This is a genomic window from Orbaceae bacterium lpD01 (assembly GCA_036251705.1).
In the GTDB taxonomy this organism is placed as follows: Bacteria; Pseudomonadota; Gammaproteobacteria; order Enterobacterales; family Orbaceae; genus Utexia; species Utexia brackfieldae.
The window spans coordinates 1982211-1997301 of the sequence record CP133959.1; the positions used below are offsets into that span (position 1 = coordinate 1982211).

Annotated in this window: 23 protein-coding genes and 1 tRNA gene; 5 read left to right on the forward strand and 19 right to left on the reverse strand. The window is 35.9% G+C overall.

Features of this window, described 5'->3' with window-relative positions; all coding sequences use genetic code 11:
• Positions 1-204: 204 nt before the first annotated feature.
• The 4 genes from RHO15_08885 to RHO15_08900 form a co-directional block, all read right to left on the reverse strand.
• Positions 205-471 carry a hypothetical protein gene (locus RHO15_08885; GenBank protein ID WVD63578.1) on the reverse strand — a complete coding sequence of 89 codons (267 nt, stop codon included), beginning with the start codon at positions 469-471 and terminating at the stop codon, positions 205-207.
• 175 nt (positions 472-646) lie between these two features.
• Positions 647-991: a tail fiber assembly protein gene (locus RHO15_08890; protein ID WVD63579.1), complete on the reverse strand. Its 345-nt coding sequence runs from the start codon at positions 989-991 to the stop codon at positions 647-649.
• On the reverse strand, positions 973-2118 hold the full coding sequence (locus tag RHO15_08895) for a phage tail protein (protein ID WVD63580.1): 1146 nt from the start codon (positions 2116-2118) through the stop codon (positions 973-975). Before RHO15_08895 ends, RHO15_08890 begins: the two co-directional genes overlap by 19 nt.
• 9 nt (positions 2119-2127) lie before the next feature.
• Positions 2128-2334 (reverse strand): hypothetical protein, encoded by a 207-nt coding sequence (locus RHO15_08900; GenBank protein WVD63581.1) that lies wholly within the window; start codon positions 2332-2334, stop codon positions 2128-2130.
• A 715-nt stretch (positions 2335-3049) separates the two neighbouring features.
• Here RHO15_08900 and RHO15_08905 point away from each other — a divergent pair.
• Entirely contained in the window at positions 3050-3874 is an 825-nt protein-coding gene (locus RHO15_08905; protein ID WVD63582.1) for a hypothetical protein, read from the forward strand.
• Positions 3875-3878: 4 nt separating this feature from the next.
• Here the strand turns inward: RHO15_08905 and RHO15_08910 are convergent, their stop codons facing one another.
• Positions 3879-4172, reverse strand: coding sequence for a hypothetical protein (locus RHO15_08910; protein WVD63583.1), 294 nt, complete (start codon positions 4170-4172; stop codon positions 3879-3881).
• A gap of 106 nt (positions 4173-4278) precedes the next feature.
• Here RHO15_08910 and RHO15_08915 point away from each other — a divergent pair, with 106 nt between their 5' ends.
• Positions 4279-4848, forward strand: a complete 570-nt coding sequence (locus tag RHO15_08915) for a hypothetical protein (GenBank protein ID WVD63584.1) — start codon at positions 4279-4281, stop codon at positions 4846-4848.
• Here the strand turns inward: RHO15_08915 and RHO15_08920 are convergent.
• Genes RHO15_08920 through RHO15_08930 form a run of 3 tightly spaced genes read right to left on the reverse strand, consistent with a single transcriptional unit; the run spans position 4841 to position 6085 of the window.
• Positions 4841-5218 (reverse strand): tail fiber assembly protein, encoded by a 378-nt coding sequence (locus RHO15_08920; protein ID WVD64994.1) that lies wholly within the window; start codon positions 5216-5218, stop codon positions 4841-4843. The genes RHO15_08915 and RHO15_08920 overlap by 8 nt on opposite strands.
• The gene (locus tag RHO15_08925; protein ID WVD63585.1) at positions 5215-5742 is read right to left on the reverse strand and encodes a hypothetical protein; all 528 of its coding nucleotides are present in this window, start codon (positions 5740-5742) and stop codon (positions 5215-5217) included. Before RHO15_08925 ends, RHO15_08920 begins: the two co-directional genes overlap by 4 nt.
• A gap of 43 nt (positions 5743-5785) precedes the next feature.
• Complete coding sequence (locus RHO15_08930) at positions 5786-6085, reverse strand: hypothetical protein (protein WVD63586.1); 300 nt, start codon at positions 6083-6085, stop codon at positions 5786-5788.
• Positions 6086-6488: 403 nt separating this feature from the next.
• Between RHO15_08930 and RHO15_08935 the strand changes: the two genes are divergently transcribed.
• Positions 6489-6740, forward strand: coding sequence for a hypothetical protein (locus tag RHO15_08935; protein WVD63587.1), 252 nt, complete (start codon positions 6489-6491; stop codon positions 6738-6740).
• Between the two features lie 147 nt (positions 6741-6887).
• On the opposite strand, the gene RHO15_08940 is transcribed toward RHO15_08935, so the two are convergent.
• From RHO15_08940 to RHO15_08970, 7 genes are all read right to left on the reverse strand, one after another.
• The gene (locus RHO15_08940) at positions 6888-7370 is read right to left on the reverse strand and encodes a lysis system i-spanin subunit Rz (protein ID WVD63588.1); all 483 of its coding nucleotides are present in this window, start codon (positions 7368-7370) and stop codon (positions 6888-6890) included.
• Positions 7360-7467 carry a hypothetical protein gene (locus RHO15_08945; protein WVD63589.1) on the reverse strand — a complete coding sequence of 36 codons (108 nt, stop codon included), beginning with the start codon at positions 7465-7467 and terminating at the stop codon, positions 7360-7362. Before RHO15_08945 ends, RHO15_08940 begins: the two co-directional genes overlap by 11 nt.
• Before the next feature lie 40 nt (positions 7468-7507).
• The gene (locus RHO15_08950; GenBank protein WVD63590.1) at positions 7508-7789 is read right to left on the reverse strand and encodes a lysozyme; all 282 of its coding nucleotides are present in this window, start codon (positions 7787-7789) and stop codon (positions 7508-7510) included.
• Positions 7786-8088, reverse strand: coding sequence for a phage holin family protein (locus tag RHO15_08955; GenBank protein ID WVD63591.1), 303 nt, complete (start codon positions 8086-8088; stop codon positions 7786-7788). Before RHO15_08955 ends, RHO15_08950 begins: the two co-directional genes overlap by 4 nt.
• Before the next feature lie 344 nt (positions 8089-8432).
• Positions 8433-8798: a helix-turn-helix domain-containing protein gene (locus RHO15_08960; GenBank protein ID WVD63592.1), complete on the reverse strand. Its 366-nt coding sequence runs from the start codon at positions 8796-8798 to the stop codon at positions 8433-8435.
• Between the two features lie 226 nt (positions 8799-9024).
• The gene (locus tag RHO15_08965) at positions 9025-9876 is read right to left on the reverse strand and encodes an ATP-binding protein (GenBank protein ID WVD63593.1); all 852 of its coding nucleotides are present in this window, start codon (positions 9874-9876) and stop codon (positions 9025-9027) included.
• Positions 9876-10016 (reverse strand): hypothetical protein, encoded by a 141-nt coding sequence (locus RHO15_08970; protein ID WVD63594.1) that lies wholly within the window; start codon positions 10014-10016, stop codon positions 9876-9878. Before RHO15_08970 ends, RHO15_08965 begins: the two co-directional genes overlap by 1 nt.
• A 942-nt stretch (positions 10017-10958) precedes the next feature.
• Between RHO15_08970 and RHO15_08975 the strand changes: the two genes are divergently transcribed.
• A complete protein-coding gene (locus RHO15_08975) occupies positions 10959-11636 on the forward strand; it encodes a helix-turn-helix transcriptional regulator (GenBank protein WVD63595.1) in 678 nt (225 codons plus the stop codon).
• A gap of 205 nt (positions 11637-11841) precedes the next feature.
• Here the strand turns inward: RHO15_08975 and RHO15_08980 are convergent.
• A tRNA-Arg gene (locus tag RHO15_08980) sits at positions 11842-11916 on the reverse strand.
• Between the two features lie 110 nt (positions 11917-12026).
• On the opposite strand from RHO15_08980, the gene RHO15_08985 reads away from it, so the two are divergent.
• Positions 12027-12788: an MlaA family lipoprotein gene (locus RHO15_08985; protein WVD63596.1), complete on the forward strand. Its 762-nt coding sequence runs from the start codon at positions 12027-12029 to the stop codon at positions 12786-12788.
• Positions 12789-12791: 3 nt separating this feature from the next.
• On the opposite strand, the gene recO is transcribed toward RHO15_08985, so the two are convergent.
• From recO to rnc, 3 genes are read right to left on the reverse strand one after another with little or no spacing between them, the layout of a single operon-like run.
• Positions 12792-13484: a DNA repair protein RecO gene (recO, locus tag RHO15_08990; GenBank protein ID WVD63597.1), complete on the reverse strand. Its 693-nt coding sequence runs from the start codon at positions 13482-13484 to the stop codon at positions 12792-12794.
• 16 nt (positions 13485-13500) lie between these two features.
• Complete coding sequence (era, locus tag RHO15_08995) at positions 13501-14415, reverse strand: GTPase Era (GenBank protein WVD63598.1); 915 nt, start codon at positions 14413-14415, stop codon at positions 13501-13503.
• Positions 14412-15086, reverse strand: a complete 675-nt coding sequence (gene rnc, locus RHO15_09000) for a ribonuclease III (GenBank protein WVD63599.1) — start codon at positions 15084-15086, stop codon at positions 14412-14414. The genes era and rnc overlap by 4 nt, the downstream gene beginning before the upstream one ends.
• Positions 15087-15091: the final 5 nt, after the last annotated feature.

Consider the following 15091-nt stretch of genomic DNA (forward strand, 5'->3'; position numbering starts at 1 on the left):
AGTAAAGAAGGGATATACTTGAACTAAAGACTATTATTCTAAAATGTAATGCAGATTAATACTGAACTTATCATAGACTATTATTATTAATAAGCAAGTTTTATTTATATCCTGATTAAATAAAAAGCCTAGAAACACGATGCATATCATCTTTGGTGTTTTTGATGGTTATAGACCTAAAGAGTAAGTCGCACTGTTTCGAGACTAAGCAATGTGACAAGACATTAACGTTTTGCGCACATCACACATTAGATCATGGACCGTTTCAATAGCACTGACAATAATATGATATTCCAGTTCAAAATCATATCTATCACCGTCACAAATCAGCATAGTTGAAATGCAAAGTGCTTGAGTGAGTTTTTTATTCATCTCTTCATAGTCATCATCTTTTAAAATAAAAGAGAACTTATCACTAATTTCAACTAAATCATCTTCTTGACGGTTATTCATCGATATCATTATTTTCATCCTTGATCCAATTCAGTACAAAAATAGCAGCAGAAACATGAGAGATTACTGTAATAATATCCGGTTAAATTTATCAAGATACGATATTGTTATTTTAACCGGATATTTTATCAGCGTACTACTTTTTCAGGCCATTCAAGATTGATACCCTCATTAACATCAATTCTATTTAATGCTATACGATATTTTGCCACACTTTTAAATAAGCTAGATCATTGCCAGATGCCATGTCTAATTCGATAGCATCTTGTAAGATCGCAATTTGCTGTGACGCTTCTCTCATTAATGATTGCTTCAATATGATGTTTGAAGCAATTGCTTCCTCAGTGGAAGGTTGAGAAACCGCCAATATTGCAGCTTCATCAGCTGTAATAGAAATTAGGTTTTCACTAATATAAGCATCTTGTGAGCCATCAATCTCATACACAAAAACTTGATTATCTTTATCTTTATCTTTATCTTTATCTTTATCTTTATCTTTAAAATATTTTATATAATCTCCTATCTTAATTCTCTCCATGAGGAAAAGTCTCTCGTAACTGCCGTCACTTTATATGTTGAATTTATTGGTACAACAATAAAAAGCTGTTGGCCTTGCGACCAGGATGAAAGTGTGTTTGCATAAGCAAGTAAAATATTATCAACATAGACACTAAACGCACCATTACCATCACCATCACCATCACCAGCCGGTACACTTAAAGACAAAGCAATCGCTTTTCCAGTCGTATTCATGTATACCGTATTTGATTTACGATCACTTGATACATTTTGCCAAGTTTGCTCATATCCTAAACCATGAGTTTCGATTTTTTTATTTAGCTCAGTGATTTTATCTTGCTGGAGATTAATTTGATTAAGTAACTCTAATACATCTAATTCTGCGATAGTTTGTATTTTAGCGAAAACCTTAACCTGCCAGTAACCTCTAACAGCATTAACTTCAACATTTTCACTGGTACCATAAATTGAATTTGAACGTGAAGCATCAAAAGTATAAAGATAGGAACCATTTAGCGCAGCATTACCAGTATATCCTTTACCGTTTGTATTTTTTTCTTTATCAAATGCCCCGTTTGCAGTGGCATAGGCATCAATATCATCTCGCTGATATCCCAAATTACCCGTTATATTTGGTAATCCTTGTTTCTGATATCTAGTCCCACCACCTTTAGTATAAGCAATCAGCGGCACACGAAAAGTATCAGCATTGATGACATATTTATTACACTGCCCATACTTTAAGAATTCTGACTGCCAAACTTCTTCAGTCACAATTAATGCAGCCAGATTTTTTTTAATATATGCAACAAATTCAGTATAAGCAAAGATTGCATAAAGATTACCATTTAAATGTAAACACTCAGGATGAAGGATTAAATCCCAGTAATGAGCGCCGAGTGGATAACCAGCCATACTCTTCTGTAAATCATAAACTGCCTTTGATGTCGCGGCCGTCAATTCACTATCACTATCAATTGTAGAACAGCGCTGTACAATCCCTTTGGTCTTTGTTGAAGCAAGAGGAACATCGATAACCTTATTCCATACCAAAGTATTATTATTTAGTGCTTTATCAGCATTCTCTTTTATTGCAACATAAAGCATACCATCATATTTTGTGACAGCATTTTTTGGATAGGGCACAACACTGTCCTATTCAGCAATACCTTGTTCGATCAGGTAATTAATATTCCGATCCACACGCTGAAAAGCACCATTCATCCACTCTAAAGGGGGTTTTCCTTTAGTTTGTTCAGTTGTCAGTCCCCAACCTCTTTTGATATCAAAAAAAGCTAAGACTTCACCTGATTTCCCCTCTTGGGCAAAAATCAAATAATCGGGTTTATTTTGAAATGACATCTTTACTCCTTTAATAAACGTTATGAGCTAAAAATAAACATACTTAAAAATGTCATATCAGATCGACCATTAGTATGTGATTAGCGGAACATATCATCTGTTTAAGATGAGACAAATAAGTCTGTTTTGAATGGAATGGAATGAAAAAGAATCAATCCCCCCCTACAATCAATTTCCAGAACTGAAGGGTCGATGAAATATGACCAATAATCTATAAAACTAGATCATACTCTTTAACGATTAACGTTAAGTAGCAACAAGCTATCCAGTAAATCATACATAAACGGACATATCTTACGGGTGAAAGCATCAGGCTATTAACACTAAACTACATCAGGCATATAAAATGCGTGATTATACTAAATTGCCAGCAATAAAACTGGACAAAACCATTAAGTTTTCAGATGGATTAGAGATAATGACGACATCTTATTCAAACGGATGTCACATCTGAAAACTATCAAATCATGTCACGAAAAATTGCTCAGAATCCACATATTTGATTTTAAGGACTTCATATAGACATTAAGTTCTGCAGCACACTAAAATTACCAACTCTATTTAATAAAATGCAGCTTAATATTGGACTATCAATTAACCAGATTAGAACATTAAAACCAATTAGAGTAGTCACAACTAATCAATTAAAGGGCTATACGCCCTTTTCTATTTTTAGCTAATCTGGTATTTTAATTGAAATAAATAAGGAGCTATTATGGGGCTAAGAAACTGGTTGTATGCTACTACCGGAATAAACCTAAAAAAAATTAATCTTCCAGATAATTTTATTGAAATTGCCTCAAAAAAGCGTAGTCTTGATAATGCTGGCGAAATTGAAGTTTTAGCGATTGGGTCATCCCACGGTGCGCACTCTTTTAATTCTTCAATTATTGATAAATCATTCAATCTCTGTACAACAAGTCAAGACCTTTATTACTCAAATCAATTGTATGATTATGTCATTAATAAGCAAAATAAAATCAAAACTGTTATTGTCTATTTTTCTGTTTTTTCTAACGGCTATGATGTCAGTAAAACATCATCAAAGGATATTTGTGCTTTTTTTAAAAAGGTATTTAACATAAATTATCAAAATGAAAATAGAGAAATAGAGCAAATATATAAAAAATATAAAAGAATCAATATAAAATCATTAGATCTCAAGGAATCTATAAATGGATTTATAGAAGCGAGCACTTTCATAAAAGATGGCGATATAAAATCAAGGGCTAGCAAACATTTAAGAGAAGCTGGCAGAAAGCCAGAACAATTAAAGCACTTGGTAAGTTTAATAAGAAAATGCAAAAAAAATTCACATGACCTATTGATAATTATACCGCCATCCCGCGCTGATTATAAAATCCACATAGAACCAAATATTTTCAACAATATAAAAGAAATAGCAAAAAAATATAATTTGAAAATAATTGATTTGTTTGCTTCTGAAATATTTGATTACGATGATTTTGGTGATAGCGATCATACGAATATAAAAGGTGCGATTAAGCTAACGGAAGTAATCAGAAATAAAATATTTTAGTCATTTATAAATTGCTAGCACTAATGAGTATATCTTCAATATTTTCTAATTTAAAACGCGCAGCTATAGCTTTGATTAAAGCTGAATTTACATTAAAATTAACTGAGCAATCAAAATCAATTTTAATCTCAATATTTTCATCATCTAAAATGAAATTTATTACATCATGATAAAGATTTATTTTATTTAATTGCAGCATTAACTGTCTTTTTGTAACAGGTATTGGTAATAATTTATTTTGATAATCAAACTTTTTAACTTCATCTTCAACCCAAGCATCATCAATAAAAATACACATATGGTAAGTTTTTAAATCAATTAATTTTAAATAGTTAAAGGGCTATACGCCCTTTTCTATTTTTATCTAATCTGGTATTTTAATTAAAAAATTATTAAGGCCACACATGAAATATATTCATATTCTTATTTTCTTAATGACGCATGATTTGACTTTTTTGAAAAAGTGCTGGGAAGCTGAGTTTATAATAAATAAACCATTCACATGGCGAAGGCTTTTCAGACGATTACGCAAAAATAATAATACATTCATTGCGTGGTGGAGATTGGCTAATGCGATGTATCATCATGGAAATGAGAAGCAAAAAGAAATAGGATTAACGCTCGGGCAGAAAGTTAATATAAAATATGGTATAGATATCATGGTCGGCACTAAAATTGGGTATAATTTTACAATAGGCCACTTTTCAGGTATTGTTATCGGCGCATCAGCGGTAATCGGTGAAAACTTTTCAATTCGGCAAAATACCACCATTGGCGGCTGCAATGTGAAAATAGGTAATAATGTTTATATCGGTGCAAATAGCTGCGTAGTATCTTGTACCCCAAATCAACCGCTAGTAATTGGCGATAACGTTACTGTAGGCGCAATGTCTTTCATCAATAAAGATATTCCTGACAATTGCACCGTTTATACTGAAAAAACCAATAAAATCGTAATAAAGCAAACTAACTAATCGGCTTTTCTGGCAACGTCATTTCTTCTACTGTGTTGTCTACTTTATTTAAAAGCACGCGATACTTCCTCCATGCTTTTAATTTCTCCTCATCATCTTCAGCTATATCTAAATCTAGTTCATCTTTAAAATCGATAGTATCTTGAATAATAGCTATCGCTTGAGTTGCGTCATCAAAATCAGTCACTTCAGAAAAATTCAGTCCGATAAGTGGCACCGTCACCCCGCCGATACTCAGATTCATTGAACCATTAAGTATGCCACGGAAATAATTAGCGCCGACAGATACCAGGCCACCTTTAAGCTGATTAAGTGTTGCCGGTATCTCTTTCACCGTTTTGTTATAACGCGCAATCAGTGCTGTTTTCAGTTTTGGACTAGCTGAAAATAGTGAAACTGTGGCTTTATAGACTTGTGAATTGGCACCGCGAAGCGGTTAGCCATGGTGTCTGCATCAGAAACCACGATGTAACGACTCTCTTTATCAGTAAAAACATCACCAATTTCATCGGTAAAAATACTGGTGACACTCAAATCACGACGTTTGGCTGATTTGGTCTGTGTCTGCATTGACACATTCACCACATCGCTAATTAATAAACTCATATAATCATCCTTTATTAAAGTAATATCGACAGCATCGCCTCGGCTTAAACGAGATGAGACGCTATACCGGTGTTGAAAGATTAAATCTACTTGTGCATTTGGCTCCTTTTCCTCAGATTCATTCCTTGATTGGCGACTAATTTGAGAAGTGGTTAAAAGCGAGATTCCGAGCCGTTTAAATCTCTGCTTTATTGAAGAGAGCTTCAATGAAGTGGATAATTGTTCAATCAGTTGATAAGCACAATCACCATAGGCATTGACTGAGATAGTGGTATTTCTGGTACTCATATATGTTCAGTTTGATTATCAGTGCTATAAGCTCGACTGCAGCCTAATACTTCTGAATAAGGACAAAAAGTCGTGACATAACAATCGACATTTGATGTATCCAAGGAGCATCAGCATCCACCACCAGGTTTTCTGGTAGCTGTAAAACAAGCGCAATTAATTGTCTGATTTGCGGCATATCGAGTTGTGAAACCACCACAATATCCAATTGATTATCTGTAACATTCTCAGTCTCTTTATCCGATCGCGTTCTCCTTACCACCTCATTGATTATGTCTATTTTGCTGGCATCACTATTGTTATCCGATTGTGTTAAATCAAATCCCATTACTCCTGCTGTCATGGTTTTAATAGGCTATATGTGTTTTTTCATTCCCAAACATCGTCTTAAGATAGCTATCTGTTGATAAAATGTTGATTTTTAGTACATGAATTGATATCTAAGCCTTAATTTATAAGGACTTATATTGGTTTGTCATTCAATAGACTATCTCTCAGTAACAATCATGTTGTCAGATTCAAAGTGAGGGAATAAAAAAGAGTTGATGGAAAATAGATGAAAAAATTTTCTCAAAATTGGAGAATAAATGCGTCGAAATTCAATTAAATTTGATAAAAGTCAAAACAATCAAATCTAAAGAGTAAATATTATAATTTTATCTGCTTATTTTTTGATCGGCTATTTCTATTATTATTTCTCAGTGCTATAATACTTACTCCGAACAATCATTTAGGGAAATAAAAACATGAAAAAATTAGTTCTTACATTAGGTGTATTATTCAGTCTTGGTTTAACCTCAGCTGCTGCTTACAGTGCAGATTCACAAAATATTGATGTAGGTGAAGCAGTAGCATGGAAATTAGCAAGTCAACAACTTGATGGTGCTTATCTTCAATGCACTTATGAGCAATACCAACTTTCGGATAACAAAGTTGTACAAACTTATTCAATACAGTTACTAAGTGGCACTGTAGTTGGTTGTCCTGACCGTCTTTAATTTTTTATCAGTATTAACTCTCTAAGTAAATAACACTACAAAGTAAGCAAAAAACCTTTTTGTATCAGCTTTCAGTTTTATCGCGTAACATTAAAAACAGATTATTAGTTCATCTTAATGATCTGTTTTTTTATACCTATCTGTTATTCAATCTTTAATACACATAAATTCAGTCTGGTTCTTAGGCGCTATCTCACTACAATAGTATTGTTGCCAGCCATTGATCATGACTTGGTTGTAACCGATGCCGTTGATGAGGTTGTAATAATCTTGTCGAGTAAATGTTGCAAGTTGTAAGGCTCGGTCAGCAATATGGCTGGAGGTGGTACTATCTTGCTCGATTGATTCGACTTTGACACGCAGCTGAATAAAGTTATTATCAATATCATTACGCAACTTATCAGAATGAGTTTGTCCATCTTTTATCACCTTTTGTAAGTGAATCTCTAGTTGTTTAATAAAATTCGTATCGGTTTGATACTTAACGAATTCAGCACGCATTTTATTTAGCTCAGTTTTATAGGTGCTTTTTTCCTGATAAAGGCCGATCATGATATAACCAGCAAAAATTAATAGAATTAAAAGTATGGTTGGCAAGCGCTTATAAAGGAAACCAAGTTTAGTCAGCATTAAAAAGTTCCTCTTCAACCTGTCTACGCCGGATAAGTCCGGCTAAAATCACACCATCCGCTTTATTCCAGCGTTTAAATTCATTGGCGGATCCCAAATAATCGCCGGTATTAAGTTTAGCCAGTAAGGTGGACTGATTAAATGCCCCACCCCCCTACATTAAAGATAAATGAGCAGAGTGCATCACACTGATTTTGGGTAAGCGGCACCTTAACTAATTTTTTAATGCTTTGTTCAACTTTATATAGGTCCTGCATAAACAAGCAATCAGCCTCTTGTTCAGAGATAAAGTCCATCCTCTTGACGTTAAGCGTATGCCCATAGCCTATCGTCCAGACACCAGTCGGACAAAAATAAGCTTTAAGACTTAATTCTTCAAACTGTTTAATGAGGTTTTTACCATTTCCACTAATATTCATTGTTTTGGTTGTCCATTTTTTATTTTCTCAATCATCCTATTTTCAAGTTCTTCAATCATTTTCGAACCTGACCACCTACTAATTCCGCATGCCGCACCAATCAAGCCGTGATCAACTTGGAAGTAAGTACAGATTAATAGCGTTAACGTGCCGCCAAACGAAGAAATAAACAGATGACTGGTTAACGATAAAATACTGAAAGATAAGCCTTTTGAGATTCGATAGAAGTAATTAGCGAAAGTACCTAATAAGGTGATGAAAAAATAAATTAAGATCTCTTCCCATTTGAAATCAGTCATATTTATTTCCTATGCTTAAAATAAAAAAAGCGCCATTAGGCGCGATAAAGATAAGGGTGGAGTTAAAGCGGCTCTTATATATATAAAAGTACTGTTATCTATCCGCTTATTCCAATGAGGTTAGTTGAGGGATTGATGCATGACTGCTGTATTTTAGTCATTCAATAGCGTGATTAGCTGCATACCGCCAACTGAAAAAGAAGATCTTGTTGACCAAAAAGAGAGCAAACCTTTAAATGTGATCATAAAAAAAGCCCGACTCATTAGCTGGGCTTCATCTCAAACAATTCTTGACTTTGAATATATTAATATACTTATTGTCCCAAGCCAACAAAAATCGCCAATTAAAAGTTAACTTTTATTGACTTGCTAATAATGTAACTTTCGAAGGCTTTTAATCGTCGGTCAACCGTACTCTTTGACATGCCGAGTGTATCGGCGATATCACGAATAGACAGATGCTCACTCCAATCACTCCCCTCAGCAACCACATCGATACCTTTATAATAGAGTTCAGCTATTTTCTGCTGCTCCCTGAGTGAACTTAATAGCGATTTTTTAGCCAGCCACATACATTCATCAATAAAATTAATGTCATTTTCAATAAAAATATAGGTTTTGGTTGGGTAGAGCGCTTTAAATACGGCATTAATGCGTTGATATCCACATCGGCTGGTGTAAGCATGATAGATACCCCACATTTTAAGCATTTCCATCGCTTTCAGACGTAAATCAACATTTTGTTCGCTGGTTTGCTGTATATTATTGCTGTTTTCTCAAATTCTGATTGTTTCATTAATCTCATTTTGATCACCTTATTTATTTTTCTATTATCTAAATAGTTCAATTTGTTATAACAGGATTGCGGATAACTACTTTCATGGAATGATAGGCTGATTTTGGCCTATCCTTTTAAAAATGGTTGTGATTAAAGTGTTATACTTTGGTTCGATAACTTTCCCAGTCAAAGTTCAATTCACATCCCCCACCTTCTCTCATTCGGTCCATCACTCTGTCGTCAATATATTTAACCAACATTTCCCTTGTTTCATTACTAATTAAGATTGTCGGTTTCATCGCTTTATAACGATGATTAATAATCTCAAATAAAATTAATTTTTCTGTCTCAGTGCCATATTGCACGCCCACTCCATCAATAATCAGCAGCTTAGGTCGTGTAAAATGGTCAATCACGTCATATTCAACGTTATTTGCTGTTTTCTTCCAGCTAGACCGGTAATCACGCACTATCTTTAAGACAGATGTCATCACAACAGAATGACAGTATTTATGGATAATCGTTTTAGCAATAGCCGTAGCGAGATGATTCTTCCCCATACCCGGTTGCCCCATCATCACGATGCCACCCCCTTTACTTAAACGATCAGGCCATTTATCCACATAGGCACGGCAAACCTTTAACTTTTTTTCAGCTTGCGTATTGATGGGATTAAAATTATCAAAGGAGGCATGCTCAAATCGTTTTGGAATATCCGCATGTGCTAACAGTAACTTAACGCGTTTTTCTCGTTGCACTTTCTTCAACTCGGCGATTTGGTTCAGTATTAATAACTTTTGCTCATCCAGACAGCGCGGATACAGAGTGATTGTTCTCATTCTTGGCATATTGGTTAAATAACTCACCGACTGCATAAACGAGCCATGACTAGCATTAAATTCACACACGATTAAATTCATTTCAACCGTCGTATTTTGTTGGGGCTCAATCCCCTGCTTAGCCATGTCAATGGCGTGATTTAAACGTACGAGTTCTTGTTCTAAATTCATCACTCATTCTCCAGCCAATCTGGCAGCGTGCTCCCACCATACTGTTTATGACTCATCGTTTGCTGTTGATTTGACCGGGTATGATTCGGTTGATTCAAATAGTGAAAACGAAATGATTGCCAGCCGCGACTTAAAGTCATCGCCAAAAGCGTTGTTGGGTTGTAGCCTTATGCGATAGCAAGATTTAACTCGCGGATCAAAAAATTGATTGCCGATTGTGTTAACAGCCTTTTGATGGTTTTTCGATGTTGTATAAAATCATCAATCACACTTTTTTCGAGCATACCGTTTAGTTTTGAAAAATCAAAACCACTGATGATACTGGGTTTAATAATAGACTCATTGACTGATTCAATATGACTGATTCTGCTGCTTACCGATGCTACAGGGGATGTTTTTTTGCTGATATTAATCATGTCAGATGATGATATGGCCTGTGTCTCGTTATCACATAGGGCATCACTTTCCAAAGTGCCTGATGAGTTGAGATTGAGCACATACAGATTAGACTTATTACCTTTATGATCACCAAATCGATTCTCTTTGAGTAATAATCCCGCACTAATTAGCGCATCAATATGAGATCTGACCGCAGATTTACTGCACTCGCAGTGCTCAGCAATATAGCGATATGAAGGTCAACACGTTCCGTTATCATTAGCATTATCTGCCAGTTTTAGCAGGACTAATTTCCGAATCGGATTACCCACTTTGGTATTCATAGCTTGGACCATCAATATCATACTTATTGGGCCACCTGACTGAATATCAGGAAATCAAATTGATGAAATACCGGTAAAATCGAACGTAGTTTAGGGTTATTCCCTATAGACTTAAAGTCAGTTATCACAATAATAAGATATAATCTTCGAATAAAGTTTATTTTTTTAAAGTCATGATAAGAACCTCTCTAGTTTAGGATTATCAACATTCTTGGAATTAATTTTTTTGACTATTTTGTTTATTAAAGTTAACATAATGGTAGTGGAAGCAACCTTAAAAATTAACTTATATAGACAAAACATCCGTTAACATAAGTTAACTAAGGTGCAGAAGAGACGTTTTTTATTTCAGAGGTAAACATGCTAGGAAATCGCATTCAGCAGGCCAGAAAGAGACTAAAAATCAGTCAAACAGATATCGGTAAAAAAGTCGGTGTCTCTAAAGCAGCGGTATCGAAATGGGAGTCAGGTGAAAATGATCCGAAAGATATCGACCTACTAGCAAAAGCGTTGAATGTGAATATCAATTGGCTAAGAACAGGTCGAGGCGCCATGGATATTGAAGGGGCTGCCGTTATCGATATTAGCAGTAACGTAGAGGAGTGGGATCTTACCCCATTACATGATGACGAAGTTGAAGTGCCCTATTACAAGTCGATCGAGCTTGCTGCCAGCCATGGTATAACGATGGATAATGATTACAATGGCTATAAACTGAGATTTGGTAAATCCTTTTTTAGAAGAAAAGACGTACAAAAAGAACATGTGGTTTGCTTTCCAGCTAGCGGAAACTCGATGGAACCCGTGATTCCTAACGGCGCGGTTGTCGCCGTGAATACCGCCAGAAAAGATATTATCGATGGAGATATCTATGCGATATGCCAAGATGGTCTATGCCGAATTAAACGATTATATCGTTTACCGGGCGATCAGGTGCGAATCGTGTCATATAACGCCGAAGAGCACCCAGCTGAAATCGCAAAAATACCGGAAATTGAGATTATCGGTAGAGTATTTCATTGTTCATTTGAACTGTAAGACTAATTACCCTTTTGGCTTTATGAATAGCAAAAGACCTTCCAATAATGTTAGTTCAAACGCGCGGAGGTCTTATAGACAAGAGAAGCGAGAGAGACAATAGGTTCAGAAAAAACTGAAAAGCACTTGTAGTTTAACATTTTATCTGATTAAATATAAAGCATAACCATTTGATTAAATTTACTTTTTACAAAAACTGTAATGATGGTGTCCCCAACAGGAATCGAACCTGTAACTAGCCCTTAGGAGGGGCTTGTTATATCCATTTAACTATAAGGACAGCAAACATTAACATAAATTGTAAATGCTTTTGGTCATTTTATCAAAATATCTGATACAATTAAATCGATAAGCAATCATAAATATAATTTATAAAACTGAGTTGAAAAAATGAAAAAAATAATGCTTAGCTTGTTGTTAGCAATAACAACGTTGAGTGGATGTGCTACCTATAATTCAGAAACAAATAGCTATAGTGATCCGGCGCAAGGGTTTAATCGTAAGATGTTTAATTTTAACTATTATGTATTAGATCCCTACATTGTCAGACCTGCTGCGGTATTTTGGCGTGACTATTTACCCAAACCGGTACGAACCGGCATAGTCAATGTCTCATCCAATATCAGCGAACCCGCTTCAATGATTAACTATCTATTGCAAGGTGAAGGTAAAAAAGCGGCGATTCACTTTACGCGTTTCTTCCTCAATACGATCTTTGGATTAGGTGGCTTGATTGATGTCGCAGGTATGGCTGATCCACAATTACAGAAAAACAATAACCGAACATTTGGTAATGTGCTCGGTCACTATGAAGTGGGATATGGACCTTATGTCGTGCTGCCATTTTATGGCCAGGCCTCATTAAGAGAAGATGGTGGTGAACTGGTGGACTATTTATATCCGCCGCTAAGTTTATTAACCGCAGAACTCAATATTGCTAATTGGCTATTTGATGGCTTAGAGACACGTGCACAGTTACTTGATGTTGAAGATATGCTTAAAAACAGTGATGATCCTTACGCATTCATGCGTAATGCCTACTTCCAGAGACAAAACTTTTTAGCGGCAGATGGTAAAATTGATGAAACAAAACAGCAGCAGCGTCAAGATAGTATCAGTAACTATCTCGATGATATTGATGCCGACGATTAAATGTTACTTTCTAAACAGCTCTCGACTTTTAAACGGTTGAGAGCCAACATAGGGCTTTAAGGCCATGCGCGTAAATTTTTTGGCCGCTTTAAGGCTGTCTTGATCAGGAAAGGATCGATTAGCCAATGCCCGCAGCTGGGCACCACTAAAACTGGTATGCGTATTGAGTAAACTCGCCATAAAGCCTTTTTCAGCATGATATTGATAAGTCATATTCTCAACAATCTCTTCACCTGTCGCATAACAGTGAGCAAAATCAATACTGTAACCAAGATTTTCTAACAACACTAGTTCAAAACGCCTCAGCGCATATTCTGGCGATTGCGTTTGGCTGGCTAAGGTTTGTAAGCAGAGCAGATATTCACTAAAAAGTACCGAGGTATCGGTTTCAGGCACAAGCACCCGATAAACGAGCTCATTTAAATAGAATGCACTATAAAGAAAAATATTACTGAACGGCAGCGCTAAAGATATAGCTTCGACGTGTCTTAAGGTCTTCATTTGACCGGCGCCACTGTATTGAATAATCAGTGGTGTAAAAGGTTGCAAAGTCCCTTTTTGTGATGATCGTTTACGACGGGCACCTTTTGCTAATACGGTTATCCGTCCTCTAGTTTCGACAAAAAAATCAACTAATAGACTTGTTTCACTATAAGGACGGCTATGTAAAACGAAGGCGCGTTGCCAATGACTCATAACCAGATGAGATCCACTAAAGGTCGTCTACGTAACCTAAACTACGTAGCGCCCTTTCATCATCGGCCCAACCAGCTTTGACTTTAACCCATAGCTCTAAATGAACACGATTATCAAATAAGGCCATCATATCGCGACGGGCTTCAATACCAATTTGTTTGATTTTCTGGCCTTGATTGCCGATAACCATTTTCTTTTGGCCATCGCGTTCAACTAAAATTAAACCATGAATATCATAACCACCGGATTCATTCACAACAAAGCGCTCGATTTCAACAGTCACTGAATAAGGCAATTCCTCACCTAAAAAACGCATCAATTTTTCACGAATAATCTCTGAGGCCATAAAACGTTGCGAGCGATCAGTAATATAATCATCAGGAAAATGGTGAATTCCCTCTGGAATATATTTTTTAGCAATCGCCGCAATCGTATCAACGCCCTCACCGGTTTCGGCACAAATAGGGACGACATCAAGAAAATGCATCTTTTGTGATAATGTAGCTATATGTGGTAATAAAATGGTTTTATCGGTTACATTATCAATTTTATTGATGGCTAATAAGACGGGCGCCTTATTATTTTTGAGTTTATTAAGTACCATTTCATCATCTTCAGTCCAGTGCGTACCCTCAACTACAAATACAATCAGCTCAACATCACCAATCGAGCTGCTGGCAGCACGGTTCATAAGACGATTAATCGCACGTTTTTCTTCAATATGCAGACCAGGGGTATCAACATAAATAATCTGATAATTATCCTGCGTATCAATGCCCATAATTCGATGCCGCGTGGTTTGCGGTTTTCTCGAAGTAATAGAGACTTTTTGGCCTAATAATTGATTCAGTAATGTTGATTTTCCAACATTGGGACGTCCGACTATTGCCACAAATCCACAATGCTGTACTTGATTTTTTTCTGCTGTCATTTTATTCCTAAATGTTTTATTGCTTGTTCGGCGGCGGCCTGCTCCGCTTTGCGTCGACTTGCGCCTTGACCAATAAATTCTATACTCAGATAGTCGATTTTACATTGAACAACAAACTCTTGTTCATGATCAGTTCCTTTTACTTCAAGAATAATATAAACCGGTCTATCTTTATGAATACCTTGTAAATATTCCTGTAAAAGTGTTTTAGAATCTTTCTGCCCATTACCCGGGCTGATTATCTGTAAATGTGATTGATACCAATTCAGGAGAAGCTGCTCAATAATATCGATTTGCAAGCAGTCCAGATAAATAGCACCAATAATTGCTTCGACAGTATCTGAAATAATAGAATCACGGCGATATCCACCGCTTTTCAGTTCACCTTGTCCCAGAATTAGATGCTCACTCAATGCAAAGTGTTTTCCTAGCTCAGCTAACGTTTGTCGACAAACGAGTGATGAGCGCATTTGACTCAGGTCACCTTCAGCGACTAATGGAAAAAGTTTATATAATGCTTTCGCTATCACAAAGCTGAGAATAGAATCTCCTAGAAACTCAAACCGCTCATTATGCACTTTATCGGCGCTACGATGAGTTAACGCTTGTTTTAGTAATGCTTTATCTTTAAATGTATAACCAAGCTGCTTTTGTAAACGATCCATTGGCATTAAGA

Coding starts and splice junctions, on each gene's coding strand:
- RHO15_08985 (WVD63596.1), top strand. CDS start 12,027: ATGAAAAAAATAATGCTTAGCTTGTTGTTAGCAATAACAACGTTGAGT.
- RHO15_08925 (WVD63585.1), bottom strand. CDS start 5,742: ATGAGTACCAGAAATACCACTATCTCAGTCAATGCCTATGGTGATTGT.
- RHO15_08890 (WVD63579.1), bottom strand. CDS start 991: ATGGAGAGAATTAAGATAGGAGATTATATAAAATATTTTAAAGATAAA.
- RHO15_08975 (WVD63595.1), top strand. CDS start 10,959: ATGCTAGGAAATCGCATTCAGCAGGCCAGAAAGAGACTAAAAATCAGT.
- RHO15_08970 (WVD63594.1), bottom strand. CDS start 10,016: ATGACTTTAAGTCGCGGCTGGCAATCATTTCGTTTTCACTATTTGAAT.
- RHO15_08950 (WVD63590.1), bottom strand. CDS start 7,789: ATGAATATTAGTGGAAATGGTAAAAACCTCATTAAACAGTTTGAAGAA.
- rnc (WVD63599.1), bottom strand. CDS start 15,086: ATGCCAATGGATCGTTTACAAAAGCAGCTTGGTTATACATTTAAAGAT.
- RHO15_08940 (WVD63588.1), bottom strand. CDS start 7,370: ATGCTGACTAAACTTGGTTTCCTTTATAAGCGCTTGCCAACCATACTT.
- RHO15_08955 (WVD63591.1), bottom strand. CDS start 8,088: ATGACTGATTTCAAATGGGAAGAGATCTTAATTTATTTTTTCATCACC.
- RHO15_08935 (WVD63587.1), top strand. CDS start 6,489: ATGAAAAAATTAGTTCTTACATTAGGTGTATTATTCAGTCTTGGTTTA.
- RHO15_08905 (WVD63582.1), top strand. CDS start 3,050: ATGGGGCTAAGAAACTGGTTGTATGCTACTACCGGAATAAACCTAAAA.
- RHO15_08900 (WVD63581.1), bottom strand. CDS start 2,334: ATGTCATTTCAAAATAAACCCGATTATTTGATTTTTGCCCAAGAGGGG.
- RHO15_08965 (WVD63593.1), bottom strand. CDS start 9,876: ATGAATTTAGAACAAGAACTCGTACGTTTAAATCACGCCATTGACATG.
- era (WVD63598.1), bottom strand. CDS start 14,415: ATGACAGCAGAAAAAAATCAAGTACAGCATTGTGGATTTGTGGCAATA.
- RHO15_08910 (WVD63583.1), bottom strand. CDS start 4,172: ATGTGTATTTTTATTGATGATGCTTGGGTTGAAGATGAAGTTAAAAAG.
- RHO15_08930 (WVD63586.1), bottom strand. CDS start 6,085: ATGACAGCAGGAGTAATGGGATTTGATTTAACACAATCGGATAACAAT.
- RHO15_08885 (WVD63578.1), bottom strand. CDS start 471: ATGAAAATAATGATATCGATGAATAACCGTCAAGAAGATGATTTAGTT.
- RHO15_08960 (WVD63592.1), bottom strand. CDS start 8,798: ATGCTTAAAATGTGGGGTATCTATCATGCTTACACCAGCCGATGTGGA.
- RHO15_08915 (WVD63584.1), top strand. CDS start 4,279: ATGAAATATATTCATATTCTTATTTTCTTAATGACGCATGATTTGACT.
- recO (WVD63597.1), bottom strand. CDS start 13,484: ATGAGTCATTGGCAACGCGCCTTCGTTTTACATAGCCGTCCTTATAGT.